The sequence below is a fragment of the Streptomyces sp. NPDC006655 genome (assembly GCF_040703965.1).
In the GTDB taxonomy this organism is placed as follows: Bacteria; Actinomycetota; Actinomycetes; order Streptomycetales; family Streptomycetaceae; genus Streptomyces.
The window spans coordinates 22,089-35,501 of the sequence record NZ_JBEYJU010000095.1 but is presented as its reverse complement, the minus strand read 5'-3'; the positions used below and the strand labels follow the sequence as shown (position 1 = coordinate 35,501).

The window sequence follows — 13,413 nt, the reverse complement described above, 5'->3', positions numbered from 1 at the left end:
CCATGCACGCTCCCCCAGCCTCCGGCCGGGGGCCCCACTCGCCGCACCGGGCCCTGACCCACGTACGTCCAGTACGTGGATCAGGGCCCGGCACTCCCGCAGCCTTCGGCCGGGGGGACCCCCAGAGCACGCACCTGACGCCGCGCGGCCGCCCTCCGGGCGACGACGGGAATGGTCAGACAGGCCCTCTAGCGCCGCACCGCGCGGCCACCCCCGCAAGCCGCACCCACCGCAGCGCGCGCCGCCCAACGGAACCGCACCGGACGCCCGCCCGCCGAAGCTCGCGGCGAGTGGCCGGCCCCACGGAGGCCGCGCGCCGGACACCCGGCCCACCGAAGCTCCCGCCCCGGGCGCCCCCTCCTCCGAATCCCGGCGTGCGTCTGCCGTACCCGCTCGCGGGCGGGTCGGCCGGTCAGTCGCCCGCCTGCTGGAAGGTGCTCACCGTCGCGTTCGGCTTCTCCGCGGAGCCGCCCTTGCCCGCGACCGCGCCGTACTTCCACGGGTAGCTCTGCGTCGCGTCGCTCCCCGGCAGGGACACGGTGACGGAGGTGGCCGCGAGACTCGCGGCGTCGCCGTCCTTGCCGCGCACGTAGCTGATCGAGAAGGTCGCGGAGTCGCCCTTGGCGAGCTTCAGCTTGCCGGTCTTCGCGCCCGACTGCGCCGGGACCGTCGCGGACGTGCCGCCCGCCTTCAGCGTGACGCCGGGAAACCCGTCCAGGGTGCACGGCGCGCTCTGGTTGGTGAGGCTCACGGGCACCTCGCCGGTGTCCCCGGCGGCCGGCGCGACGCTCGCGGGGCCGACCTGGACGGAGACCTTGCCGATCTCACAGGCCGAGCCGTTCTTGCTGTTGGTCCCTGAGCCGCCGTGGTCGCAGGCGGTCAGGGCCAGGGCGGCGGCGAGGGCGGTGACGGTGAGCGGAATGGCGCGCATGAGCAGATCCCCATCGAGGTCGTGACGGTGTCCCAGCATCATCACGCCCGCGGCCCGGTGCCGCTCGCCCGGCCCCGTCGTCGACCGTTTCCCGGCGTGCTCCCGCGGTCCCGCACGGCCCGGCGGGAGCGGGCCCCGGCCGCCTGGCAGGGCCCTATCGCCCGAGGTTCGCCGTGGGCAGGCCGGACGGCAGCTTGCCGCCCTCCGCCCGGGTGTAGGTCTCCTCACCGGATTTTCCTGACCAGGTGACTTTCATGCTGCCCTTGCTGACCGTGTCGACCATTCCGGTGACCCGGTCCTTGCTGCCGTCCGTGCAGCTGAGGTGGATCATCCGCATCCCGGCCTCCTCGCCGGCGGTCCCGCTGCACACCGCGCCGCCGGTCTCGAAGAGCCCGGCCTGCTTGCCGGTGACCACGAGGGCGACGATCTTGCCGCCGCTCGTGGTGATCCAGCTGCCCTGAAGTACGTCGGACGAGGCCGTGGCGCTGCCGGAACCGGCGGAGGCGGTGGCGGTCGCGGACGACGTCCCGGAAGGGGTGGCGGAGGAGCCGCCGGAGTCACCGCCGCTGCACGCGGTCAGCGTGAGCGCGCCCGCCAGCCCGGCGGCGGCCGCCGCGAGCCGTACGGCCGAAGCCGCCCGCGTGCGCGTCGTAGCCGTATGCGCCATGGGCGTACTCGCCGTAGCCGTAGCCGTAGTCACCGCAACGCTCCCGAGCTCTAGGGGGTCGGTCGCCCGGCTCCCCGGACGACAGCGGCAAGCTACCAGCACTCACCCGGAGGACCCGTGTACGCCAGGTAGGGATCCGCTGTGGCCGCGGCGGCCGGTCCCGCTCACCGGACCCTCACACGGACGTTGGAACACCCGGGCCGCCGTATGCGTCTGTTCCTGGTACACGATGGTTTCGATTTGGACGATCGCATGTCGTGCGTGCTCGGGGGCAGACGCTGGAACGGGTCGGGTAAAGCGGACGTCAAAGCTGTAACCGCAGGGACACCCCCCGTGCACGTGCATCTGCTCATGCATCTGCACATGAACAAGGTTATGATCCGGGTCAGTTGACCACGGCATCACTGGTCACATCAGCCAGTTAGTGCACCACCGGGGAGCGACCTGTGGACCTCGACGTTGACGGCGTGTACGAGGGGTTTGACGTGTACAACGGCATGGCTGCGACGCAGCTGGACGGAGTGGCCTGGCAGAAGAGCAGGCACAGCAACTCGCAGGGCTCCTGCGTCGAGTTCGCCCGGCTGCCGGGCGGTGACGTGGCGGTCCGCAACTCACGCTTCCCGGACGGCCCGGCCCTGGTCTACACGCGCGCCGAGATCGAGGCGATGCTCCTCGGTGTCAAGGACGGCGAGTTCGACCACCTGATCGTGAGCTGACCGCGGTCCGGTCCGGGGCGATCCCGGGCATGGGTCGGACACCGTAGCGGCAACGCGCGTAGAAACCCGGCGTCGGAAGATGCCGGGTCTCGCTACGCGGCCGCCGCCGGGAGCCGGAACAGCGCCCACACGACCTTGCCGTGCAGGGTGCCCGCCAGCGGATGCCAGCCCCAGCTGTCGCTGAACGAGTCGACCAGGAACAGCCCGCGGCCCGACTCGGCGGAGAAGTCGTCGGAGTCACCGGGGACCGGGGTCGCGTGACTGGGGTCGCGCACCGCGCACACCAGCCGCTCGGACCACCGCATCAGGTGCAGCCGCACGGCCGGCGCCTGCGGTCCGGCGCACCGCTCGCTCTCGCCGGGGACCGCGTGCCGCAGCGCGTTGGTGACGAGCTCCGAGACGACGAGGCAGACGTCGTCGAAGCGGTCGCCGACGTCCCACTGGCCGAGGGTTTTGCGGGTGAACGACCGCGCTTCGCGCACCGCTTCGTAGCGTGCGGGCAGGGCGCAGGAGGCGGCGTCGGACACGGCCGCGGGATCAAGCGGCGGAAGGCCCTGCCGTAATGGCTTGAGCATGGTCGATCCATTCGTCCCCATGCGAGGCACTCCCGGGAATTCGCGGTCGTTGCGATGCAGCGGTGGCGCGGGACCATGGTTTCGGATGCGTACACCAGATGCAAGGGCAGATGCACGTGCACGAGACCGAATTGGACCCTCCCGTACCGCTTCTTGGCCATTTTTTCCGCCAACTTGGCGCCGATGGCTCACTACCTGCTTGCCACTTCCTGCGCTTAGACTGCGGACTCTTTCCGTTTCCGTAACCGGACGAGTACTGCTCGAAGTGTTTTAGTGGCAGACTGCGGGCCCTGAGGACGGTTGGGGAGGCTGGCGAACGTGAGCGCGGGAGAGCCCGGATCGGTGGTGCGGCGAATGCTGCTCGGCTCGCAACTCAGGCGGCTGCGCGAGGCCCGGGGGATCACACGGGAGGCCGCCGGGTATTCGATCCGCGCCTCCGAGTCGAAGATCAGCCGTATGGAGCTGGGCCGGGTGAGCTTCAAGACCAGGGACGTGGAAGACCTGCTGACGCTGTACGGCATCACGGACGAGGCCGAGCGGGAGCAGCTCGTCTCCCTCGCCCGGGAGGCCAACGTGGCGGGCTGGTGGCACAGTTACTCCGACGTCCTGCCGACCTGGTTCCCCACCTATGTCGGCCTGGAGGGCGCCGCCCACCTGATCAGGGCGTACGAGGTGCAGTTCGTCCACGGTCTGTTGCAGACGGAGGACTACGCGCGCGCGGTGGTGCGGCGCGGTATGAAGGGCGCGAGCGAGGCGGACGTCGAACGGCGGGTCACCCTCCGCCTGGAGCGGCAGAAGTACCTGGTGGCCGAGAACGCCCCCGACTTCCACATCGTTCTCGACGAGGCCGCCCTGCGCCGTCCCTACGGCAGCCGTGAGGTGATGCGCGGCCAGCTCCAGCACCTGGTCGAAATGTCCGAACACCCCAACGTCCGGCTTCAGATCATGCCGTTCAGCTTCGGCGGGCACTCCGGGGAGGGCGGCTCCTTCACGATCCTGAGCTTCCCCGAGTCGGACCTGTCCGACGTGGTCTATCTGGAACAGCTCACCAGCGCCCTCTACCTGGACAAACGCGAGGACGTCGCCCAGTACGAGCTGGCCCTGAAGGAACTCCAGCAGGACAGCCCGGGGCCGGACGAGAGCCGGGACCTCCTGCGGGGTCTCCTCCAGCTCTCCTAGGGCTCTGCCCAGAAGTTCGCTCTCCGTCCCCAACTGGCATGTCACGCACGTACGATGACGCGTGATCAGACAGTGATGTCGCTCATGCGTCTGCTAGTGATTTGGGGATCACATGTCGCCGTACTTCACCGACCTGGCACAGCAGTACATCGACGGTGAGTGGCGCCCGGGGACCGGTTCCTGGGACATCATCGACTTCAACCCGTACGACGGTGAGAAGCTCGCCTCGATCACGATAGCCGCGGTCGACGAGATCGATCAGGCCTACCGGGCGGCCGCGCGCGCCCAGAAGCAGTGGGCCGCCACCAATCCCTACGCCCGCCGCGCGGTCTTCGAGAAGGCGCTGCGCCTCGTCGAGGAGCGCGCGGGCGAGATCACCGAGGCGATCATCGCCGAACTCGGCGGCACGCACCTGAAGGCCGGCTTCGAACTCCACCTCGCCAAGGAGTTCCTGCGCGAGTCGGTCCACCTGGCGCTGCGCCCCGAGGGCAAGATCCTGCCCTCCCCGGTGGACGGCAAGGAGAACCGCCTCTACCGCGAACCGGTCGGTGTGGTGGGCGTGATCAGCCCCTTCAACTTCCCCTTCCTGCTGGCCCTCAAGTCGGTCGCGCCGGCGCTCGCGCTGGGCAACGGCGTGGTGCTCAAGCCGCACCAGAACACCCCGATCGTCGGCGGCACCCTGGTCGCGAAGATCTTCGAGGACGCCGGCCTGCCGGGCGGACTGCTCAACGTCGTCGTCACCGACATCGCCGAGATCGGCGACGCCTTCATCGAGCACCCGATCCCCAAGGTCATCTCGTTCACCGGATCCGACAAGGTCGGCCGCCACGTGGCCACCGTCTGCGCCGCGCTCTTCAAGCGCTCGGTGCTCGAACTGGGCGGCAACAGCGCCATCGTGGTCCTCGACGACGCCGACGTGGACTACGCGGTCGACGCGGCGGTCTTCAGCCGGTACGTCCACCAGGGCCAGGTCTGCATGGCCGCCAACCGCGTGCTGGTCGACCGCTCGATCGCGGACGCGTTCACCGAGAAGTTCGTCGCCAAGGTGAAGTCCCTCAGGTCCGGCGACCCGCGCGACCCGGGGACCGTCATCGGCCCGGTGATCAACTCGCGGCAGGCGGAGGCGATCTCGGCCACCGTCGAGCAGGCGATCGCCGAGGGCGCCACCGCCCTCGTGCACGGCGCGACCACCGACAACCTGGTCGAGCCCTCGGTCCTCACCGACGTGCCCGCCGACTCCGCGCTGTTGCGCCAGGAGGTCTTCGGCCCGGTCGCCTTCCTCATCCCCTTCGACGGCGAGGAGGAGGCGGTACGACTCGTCAACGACACCCCCTACGGCCTCAGCGGCGCCGTGCACACCGGGGACGTCGAGCGGGGCGTGGCCTTCGCCCGGAAGATCGACACCGGGATGTTCCACGTCAACGACGGCACCGTGCACGACGAACCGCTGGTCCCCTTCGGCGGCGAGAAGAACTCCGGCATCGGCCGACTGAACGGCGAGACGACGCTGGAGGCCTTCACCACCCTGAAGTGGATCTCGGTGCAGCACGGCCGCAGCGGCTTCCCCTTCTAGCCGGCGAATCCGGCGGGCCGGCGAATCCGGCCGCCACGGGCCCATTAGGACGCGATCTGTCCTAGAGGGCCCGTAGCTTCGGTCGTGTCGGGGAAACACCACCGAGGAAAGGCGGCCGGCCATGGTCACCCACGTTCCCGCGGAAGCACACGGCGACGAGCGCGGAGCACTGCTCTCCTTCATCGAGGAACAGCGCGGCGGCGTCCGCCGGGCGCTGCTCGGACTCACCGACGAGCAGGCGGCGACCAAGCCCAGCGCCAGTGCGCTGTCCCTGTCCGGCCTGCTCAAGCACTGCGCCGAGGTCGAGCAGAGCTGGATCGCCCGCGCCAGGCAGGAGCCGCCGGCGATCCAGCGCGACCAGTCCAACTGGCACGAGACCTTCCAGCTGGTCGGCGACGAGACGGTGGCCTCCCAGCTCGCCCATTGGGAGCAGGTCGCCGCCGAGACCGAGAAGTTCATCCGCTCGGTCCCCAGCCTCGACGACACCTTCCCGCTCCCCGAGGCGCCCTGGTTCCCGAAGGGCAGCGTCTCCATGCGCTGGGTCTGCCTCCACCTGATCCGCGAGACCGCCCGCCACGCGGGCCACGCGGACATCATCCGAGAGTCCCTGGACGGGAAGACGGCCTTCGAACTCGTGGCCCTGGAACAGGAGCAGGAACAGGGCTCGTAGCGCCTAGTGGTGGAAGCTGGTGGCCGCGTCCTTGTCCCTGGTCGACGGATGCGGCTGGCGGCGCAGCTCCGGCAGCAGCCGGGACAGGTCCTCGATGAACAGGTCGGCCAGGTCCTTCGAGAAGCCGTTGCGGCACACCACCCGCAGCACGGACAGGTCCTCCCGGTTCGCCGGGAAGGTGTAGGCCGGCACCAGCCAGCCGCCCTCGCGCATCCGCCGGGACACGTCGAAGACGTCGTACGCCGTGACGTGGTCGGCGGTGGTGAAGGCGAACACGGGCAGTTCGTCGCCCCGGGTGAGGAGCCGGAAGTCGTCGAGCGCCTCGATGCGTTCGGCGAGCCCGGTGGCCACGTCCCGGGAGGTCTGCTGCACCGCGCGGTAGCCGTCCCGGCCGAGCCGCAGGAACGTGTAGTACTGCGCCACCACCTGGGCGCCGGGGCGGGAGAAGTTGAGGGCGAAGGTGGGCATGTCGCCGCCCAGGTAGTTGACGCGGAAGACCAGCTCCTCGGGCAGCGCCTCCTTGTCCCGCCACAGCGCCCAGCCGACGCCCGGATAGACCAGGCCGTACTTGTGGCCCGAGGTGTTGATCGAGGCCACGCGCGGGAGCCGGAAGTCCCACACCAGGTCCTCGTCGAGGAAGGGTGCGATCATCGCACCGGACGCGCCGTCCACATGGACCGGGACGTCGAACCCGGTGCGCTCCTGGAGGGCGTCCAGGGCGGCGCAGAGGTCGGCGACCGGCTCGTAGGACCCGTCGAAGGTGGAGCCGAGGACGGCGACGACCCCGATGGTGTTCTCGTCGCAGAGGTCGGCGGCGGCCTGCGGGTCCAGGTGGTAGCGGTCGCCGTCCATGGGCACGTACCGGGCCTCCACCTCCCAGAAGTTGCAGAACTTCTCCCAGCAGACCTGGACGTTGATGCCCATGATCAGGTTCGGTCGGGCACTGCCCGGGTAGCGGTCGGCGTTGCGCTGCGTCCAGCGGCGCTTGAGCGCCATCCCGGCCAGCATGCAGGCCTCGCTGGACCCGGTCGTCGAACAGCCGACGGCGGCCGACGGGTCCGGCGCGTTCCACAGGTCGGCGAGCATCGCCACGCAGCGCCGCTCCAGTTCGGCGGTGCGCGGGTACTCGTCCTTGTCGATCATGTTCTTGTCCCGGCACTCCTGCATCAGGACGCCGGCCTGGGGTTCCATCCAGGTGGTCACGAAAGTGGCCAGATTCAGCCGGGCGTTGCCGTCCAGCATCAGCTCGTCGTGGACCAGCTGGTACGCCGTGTTCGGCGGCAGCGGGGCGTCCGGCAGCCGGTGTGTGGGCGGGGCCTCGGTCATGCCGCCGACCGGGTTCGCCTCCCCGAAGAACGGGTTGACGGACATCGCTCGCTCTTGGTGCTTCTCGGGGCCTTTGTGGAGCGCCATGAGTGCTGCCTCCTGGGAGAGTTCACTTGGGTTCGCGGCACGGGATCAGCGCAGGGCGGTGCCGTCCGCCCGCAACTGCATTCTCGGCCGCCCGGTCACCAGCAGCCACGCGGGCAGCGACGCGATGCAGAGCAACACGATGATGCTCGGCGAGGCCACGAGTACCGCGGCCGTGAACAGACTCACCCAGCCCTGCCGGGTGATCGCCAACAACATGCCCAGGACACCCGCCGCCACGCCCACCGACGGCTGGACGGCGGGCACCAGGGCGTGGGCGCACAGCCCGAAGGCCGAGCCGATGAACACCGACGGGAAGATCCGGCCACCGCGGAAACCGCAGGAGGCGGCCACGGTCAGCGCGGCCAGCTTGACGACCGTCATCACCGCGAACTGTCCCGCCGACCAGCCCTCCGGGTCCTTCGCCAGCACCGCGACCTGGTCCAGCCCCTTGAAGAGCGTCAGCTGACCGCCCAGCGCCCCCAGCAGGCCCAGCACGAGCCCGCCGGCCGGAAGCGCCACCATGGGGTGCCCGAGGCGCCGGAAGGCGCCGTGGACGTACGGGAAGGCGCGGACGGCGCACATGCCGAGCAGCGCCGCCGCGGGCGCGATCACCAGGGCCGCCAGCAGATCGGGCCAGCGCGTCCTGCCGAGCGCGGGCAGCCCGAGGTCCAGGGTCGGACGGGCCAGCAGGTCGGTCGTCATCGCGCCCGCCGCCGCGGCCAGCAGCGGCCCGAAGAGGTTGTCCCACAGCGCGCCCTTCAGCGGCTTGCCGGCCAGCGCCTCGGAGATCACCAGGGCCGCGCCCACCGGCGTCCCGAACAGCGCGCCGAGCGTCGCCGCGTCGGCCAGGGCGGGCCACAGGGAACCCGGCAGCCGGGGCATCGCGAGCCGCCCCAGCCACAGCGCCAGCCCGACGTTCACGGCGATGAGCGGATTCTCCGGACCGAGACTCGGCCCGCCCGCCAGCATCAGCGCGGTGGCCAGCACCAGCCCCGGCAGCACGGCGGGCGGCAGCGCCACCGCCTCCAGGCCGAGGGTGGCCGGATCCGGTCCCGCGTGCCCGGGCACCTTCCACACCACCAGCCCCACCGCGACCCCGGTGGCGGTCAGCATCACCAGCATCCACAGCACCGAGTACCGCCCGACACCCAGCGCGTCCGGCAGGTCGGTCCACAGTACGTGCTGCAGCCGGTCGGCCAGCGAGCTCACCAGCAGGAACAGCAGGCTGCTGCCGACCCCGACGGCGAGGGACGGCAGGATCAGCGGCAGCAGGGCGCGCGCGGGGGCCGAGGGCGGGGTGGGGAGCGCCTGCTGCGCGGTGTCCTGGGCCACGCGCCCACCATAAGCGGGCAAAACCGACACAACATCCGGAACGGAAACGGGCTTGCACCTCACGTGGCGTGAGGATCCATGGTGGAGCACGGAAAGGAGCGGACGTGAGCTACTCCGTGGGACAGGTCGCCGGGTTCACCGGCGTCACCGTGCGCACCCTGCACCACTACGACGAGATCGGCCTGCTGGTCCCGGGCGAACGCAGCCCCGCCGGACACCGGCGCTACGGCGACGCCGACCTCGACCGGCTGCAACGGATCCTGTTCTACCGGGAGCTCGGCTTCCCGCTCGACGAGGTCGCGGCCCTGCTCGACGACCCGGACGCGGACCCGCGCGCGCAGCTGCGCCGCCGGCACGACCTGCTGACCGCCCGGATCGAGAAGCTGCGGAAGATGGCCGAGGCCGTGGAACACGCCATGGAGGCACGCAGGATGGGCATCAACCTCACCCCCGGGGAACGCTTCGAGGTCTTCGGGGACAAGGACCCCGAGCAGTACGCCGAGGAGGCAGAACAGCGCTGGGGCGGCACCGAGGCCTACGCCGAGTCGCAGCGTCGCGCGGCCGGCTACACCAAGGCCGACTGGCAGCGGATGAAGGCCGAGGTCGACGACTGGGGCGCGCGTTACGCCGCCCTGGTGACCGCGGCCGAGCCGGCGACCGGCGAACGGGCCATGGACCTGGCCGAGGAACACCGCCTGCACATCTCGCGGTGGTTCTACGACTGCCCGTACGCCATGCACCGCTGCCTGGCCGGGATGTACGTCGCCGACGAGCGCTTCAAGGCGTTCTACGACTCGATGGCCCCCGGCCTCGCCGAGCACCTGAAGGAGGCGATCGAGGCGAACGCGGACCGGCACACGGCGTGATCCCGGGGGCCGCCGACGGCGGCCCACAGCTTCCTCCCGGTTGTCGCACAGTGCATACCGGAGCCACCGGTGGAACCTGGGGTGGTCACATTACGTTGATAGGTTTGTGCGCCCGCACAAGGATCTCGACGTGCCCTCATCCCACAGGAGCCCGGAACGTTATGACGCTCGCCCTCGGCCCGAGTTGGCTGGATCCGAACACCCTGCTCGACTCGTTCGGCATCTGGGGCCTGCTCCTGGTCGTCTTCGCCGAGTCCGGGCTGCTGATCGGTTTCTTCCTGCCGGGCGACTCCCTGCTGTTCACCTGCGGCCTGCTGATCACCTCGCACCAGCTGGACTTCCCGCTGTGGGGTGCCATCGCCCTGATCTGCCTGGCCGCCGTCCTCGGTGACCAGGCGGGCTACATGTTCGGCAAGAAGGTCGGCCCGTCGCTCTTCAACCGCCCGGACTCCCGCCTGTTCAAGCAGGAGAACGTCGCGAAGGCGCACGAGTTCTTCGAGAAGCACGGCCCGAAGTCCCTGATCCTCGCCCGCTTCGTGCCGGTGATCCGCACGTTCACGCCGATCATCGCCGGCGTCAGCGGCATGGCGTACCGCTCGTTCCTGACGTTCAACGTCATCGGTGGCGTCCTGTGGGGCGCCGGCGTCACCCTGCTCGGCTCCTGGCTCGGCAAGATCGACGTCGTCAAGAACAACATCGAGGCGATCCTGATCCTGATCGTCCTCATCTCGGTGGTCCCGATCGCCATCGAGTTCCTGCGGGCCCGCTCCAAGGGGAAGAAGGAGGCCGCGGCGACCCCGCCGGCTCCGCCGGAGCAGCAGTTCCAGCCCTTCCAGCAGCAGTACCCGCAGGCCCCGGTGATGGACGACGCCACCACCCGCCTCCGCAGGATCGAACCGACGTACGAACAGCAGCCGACGTACGAACAGCAGCAGTACGGCCAGCCGCAGCAGCAGCCCCAGTACGACCAGCAGCAGTACTACGATCAGAACGGCTACTACGACGAGCAGCAGCAGTACCCGTACAACGAGCAGCAGTACCGCGCCCCGTAAGGGGCGCTGGGGGTACCCCCAGCCGAAGGCTGGGGGAGGAACTGCGCGACAAGCCACGACGCACCCGCACCCGCCGACCGCCGACGCACCTCATCGGCCCACCGACGGCGTCAGAACCCCCTGGTCCGCTTGGCGGCCCGCCGCTTCCCCGCGAACCCCAGCCGCAGCCCCAGCCGCGAGATCTCCGACCCCAGATTGACCCCGATGGCGATGGCCATGGCGAGCGACGCCGCCTTGGCCAGCGACACCAGCCCCTTGTCGACGTGGTTCTGGGCCATCGACAGCAGCCCGAAGTACGTGGCCGACCCCGGCAGCAGCGGCCCGATCGCCGCCGTCGTGTACGGCAGCGCGGACGCGAACCGGTACCGGGACAGCAACTGCCCGAACAGGCCCACGAGACCGGCCGCGACGGCCGTGGAGGCGACCGGCGAGATCTGGCCGGTGTAGTGCATCGCGCCGTACACGGACCAGGCCACACCGCCGTTGAGGGTCACCGCCAGCACGGTGGACCGTTCCTGCTGGAGCAGGACGGCGAAGGTCAGCGACAGCACCATCGACGCGGCGATCTGCACGTACGGCCGTGGGGAGCCGATCAGCGTCGCGTCCGGATCGAGCCGGCCGCCCAGCTTCACGCCGAAGTACAACACCGTCAGCACGCCGGTGACGATGCCGACGAAGAAGTACATGACCTCCAGCAGCCGCGCGGAGGCGGTGATGTAGAAGCCGGTCAGCCCGTCCTGGACGCCCGCGACCAGCGCCCGCCCGGGCAGCAGCGCGAACAGCCCACCGGTGACCACCGCGGACGCCGCGACGTCCACGTGGGCGAGAGAGAACGCGATCCCGATCGCGGCCGGCGGCATCGCCGCGATCATGAACTGGTAGAACTCCGGCAGACCCCGCCCGGCGCACAGCCACGCCAGCCGGTCGCCGAGCATCGCGCCCACCGCGGCGGCCACGAACACCAGGAGGTCACCGCCGACCAGCACGGAGGCGGCCCCGGCGAGCAGCCCGCTCGCGCCGGTCAGCGCCCAGCCGGGGTACGGGTGCCGGTTGCGGCGGATCTCCGCGAGCCGCCGGTAGGCCTCCTCCAGGGACACATGGGTCTCGGGGTCGGTGAGGTCGTCCACGAGCCGGAAGACGGCCGCGAGGCGCGTGTAGTCGGTCCCGCGCCGCCGCACCGTCCGGGAGGCGGTCACCGGGTCGTCGACGAGCGAGGGCTGGTAGGAGATCGCCAGCAGGGTGAACGTCACGTTCGGCTCGCACCGGTCGAGGCCGTAGGAGCGGCAGACCGCGAACATCGCGGCCTCCACGTCCTCCGCGCCCTCACCGCCCGCGAGCAGCAGCTCCCCGATACGCAGCGTCAGGTCGAGCACGCGCGGGACGGCGGGACCGCCGTCCTCGGTCTTCTGCACCGGTTCCGGCGCCGGCCGCTCGGTCACCGGCATGCGCAGCATCGTGCGCATCCGGTCCTGCCAGGGCGCGTCCTTCACCAGGCTGACCGCGGGAAAACCGGAGGCGGGGGTGAAGGCGGCCGGGGCGTCGTAGGCGCTGTAGGTGCTCGGCACGCTGAACGCCGAGCCCTCCGGCTCACCGGCCGCCGGCTGCGGCGCCTGGAAGCCGTCCGGCACCGCGAACTCGGACGTCGTCTCCGGCTCGCCGCCGGCCTCCGGGACCGCGATGCCCGCCGGGACGGCGAACTCCGACGTGATCTCCGGGTCGTACCGTGCCTCGTCCGACCTGGGCTTGCGGTCCTCCGCCTCCGTCACTGCCGTATTGCTCCCTGAACGACACCTCTACCTACGCCTCAGTATGCGCACTGCCCCCCACGAGGCACGAAAAACGGGCCACACACGCGCGTGTGCGGCCCGTTCTCCCAAGTGAGGTGCGGGGTCGTCTCAGTGACCGCCCTGCTCCTTGAAGCGCTTGTACGACCGCTCGATCTCGACCTCGGCGTCGGTGCGGCCCACCCAGTTGGCACCCTCGACGGACTTGCCGGGCTCCAGGTCCTTGTAGACCTCGAAGAAGTGCTGGATCTCCAGGCGGTCGAACTCCGACACGTGGTGGATGTCGCGCAGGTGCTCCACACGCGGGTCGGTGGCCGGCACGCACAGCAGCTTGTCGTCGCCGCCGGCCTCGTCCGTCATCCGGAACATGCCGATCGCGCGGCACTTGATGAGGCAGCCCGGGAAGGTGGGCTCGTCCAGGATGACCAGCGCGTCCAGCGGGTCGCCGTCCTCGCCGAGGGTGTTCTCGACGAAGCCGTAGTCGGTCGGGTAGGCGGTCGAGGTGAAGAGACGACGGTCCAGGCGGATCCGACCGGTCTCGTGGTCCACCTCGTACTTGTTCCGCGAACCCTTCGGGATCTCGATCGTGACGTCGAACTCCACCGGTGGCTCCTCCATGATCAACACATAGTTCTGGTGATTAAGTGTCCCTCAC

General features: G+C 70.2%; 13 protein-coding genes. 6 read left to right on the top strand and 7 right to left on the bottom strand.

What is annotated here, in order from left to right:
* Positions 1-412: 412 nt before the first annotated feature.
* Both AB0958_RS36165 and AB0958_RS36160 read right to left on the bottom strand, forming a co-directional pair.
* Positions 413-931 carry a DUF4232 domain-containing protein gene (locus tag AB0958_RS36165; RefSeq protein WP_366894706.1) on the bottom strand — a complete coding sequence of 173 codons (519 nt, stop codon included), beginning with the start codon at positions 929-931 and terminating at the stop codon, positions 413-415.
* A 154-nt stretch (positions 932-1,085) separates the two neighbouring features.
* Positions 1,086-1,598 carry a hypothetical protein gene (locus tag AB0958_RS36160; RefSeq protein ID WP_366894705.1) on the bottom strand — a complete coding sequence of 171 codons (513 nt, stop codon included), beginning with the start codon at positions 1,596-1,598 and terminating at the stop codon, positions 1,086-1,088.
* 446 nt (positions 1,599-2,044) lie between these two features.
* Between AB0958_RS36160 and AB0958_RS36155 the strand changes: the two genes are divergently transcribed.
* Positions 2,045-2,314: a DUF397 domain-containing protein gene (locus tag AB0958_RS36155; protein WP_046730917.1), complete on the top strand. Its 270-nt coding sequence runs from the start codon at positions 2,045-2,047 to the stop codon at positions 2,312-2,314.
* Between the two features lie 92 nt (positions 2,315-2,406).
* Here AB0958_RS36155 and AB0958_RS36150 read toward each other — a convergent pair whose 3' ends face one another.
* Positions 2,407-2,889 (bottom strand): ATP-binding protein, encoded by a 483-nt coding sequence (locus AB0958_RS36150; protein ID WP_366894704.1) that lies wholly within the window; start codon positions 2,887-2,889, stop codon positions 2,407-2,409.
* Positions 2,890-3,243: 354 nt separating this feature from the next.
* On the opposite strand from AB0958_RS36150, the gene AB0958_RS36145 reads away from it, so the two are divergent.
* From AB0958_RS36145 to AB0958_RS36135, 3 genes are all read left to right on the top strand, one after another.
* Positions 3,244-4,068 carry a helix-turn-helix transcriptional regulator gene (locus AB0958_RS36145; RefSeq protein ID WP_366894708.1) on the top strand — a complete coding sequence of 275 codons (825 nt, stop codon included), beginning with the start codon at positions 3,244-3,246 and terminating at the stop codon, positions 4,066-4,068.
* A gap of 112 nt (positions 4,069-4,180) precedes the next feature.
* Positions 4,181-5,641, top strand: coding sequence for an aldehyde dehydrogenase family protein (locus AB0958_RS36140; protein WP_366894703.1), 1,461 nt, complete (start codon positions 4,181-4,183; stop codon positions 5,639-5,641).
* A 121-nt stretch (positions 5,642-5,762) separates the two neighbouring features.
* On the top strand, positions 5,763-6,311 hold the full coding sequence (locus AB0958_RS36135; protein ID WP_366894702.1) for a DinB family protein: 549 nt from the start codon (positions 5,763-5,765) through the stop codon (positions 6,309-6,311).
* Between the two features lie 3 nt (positions 6,312-6,314).
* Here AB0958_RS36135 and AB0958_RS36130 read toward each other — a convergent pair whose 3' ends face one another.
* Positions 6,315-7,724, bottom strand: coding sequence for a glutamate decarboxylase (locus AB0958_RS36130; protein WP_366894701.1), 1,410 nt, complete (start codon positions 7,722-7,724; stop codon positions 6,315-6,317).
* A gap of 45 nt (positions 7,725-7,769) precedes the next feature.
* Positions 7,770-9,056, bottom strand: coding sequence for an ion channel protein (locus tag AB0958_RS36125; protein WP_366894700.1), 1,287 nt, complete (start codon positions 9,054-9,056; stop codon positions 7,770-7,772).
* A 104-nt stretch (positions 9,057-9,160) separates the two neighbouring features.
* Here AB0958_RS36125 and AB0958_RS36120 point away from each other — a divergent pair, with 104 nt between their 5' ends.
* The gene (locus AB0958_RS36120; RefSeq protein ID WP_366894699.1) at positions 9,161-9,922 is read left to right on the top strand and encodes a MerR family transcriptional regulator; all 762 of its coding nucleotides are present in this window, start codon (positions 9,161-9,163) and stop codon (positions 9,920-9,922) included.
* 161 nt (positions 9,923-10,083) lie between these two features.
* Positions 10,084-10,974: a VTT domain-containing protein gene (locus tag AB0958_RS36115; protein WP_366894698.1), complete on the top strand. Its 891-nt coding sequence runs from the start codon at positions 10,084-10,086 to the stop codon at positions 10,972-10,974.
* Positions 10,975-11,084: 110 nt separating this feature from the next.
* Here the strand turns inward: AB0958_RS36115 and AB0958_RS36110 are convergent, their stop codons facing one another.
* Both AB0958_RS36110 and AB0958_RS36105 read right to left on the bottom strand, forming a co-directional pair.
* Positions 11,085-12,740 (bottom strand): threonine/serine exporter family protein, encoded by a 1,656-nt coding sequence (locus AB0958_RS36110; RefSeq protein WP_366894697.1) that lies wholly within the window; start codon positions 12,738-12,740, stop codon positions 11,085-11,087.
* Between the two features lie 129 nt (positions 12,741-12,869).
* Positions 12,870-13,361, bottom strand: a complete 492-nt coding sequence (locus tag AB0958_RS36105; protein WP_046730908.1) for an inorganic diphosphatase — start codon at positions 13,359-13,361, stop codon at positions 12,870-12,872.
* Between the last annotated feature and the right edge of the window lie 52 nt (positions 13,362-13,413).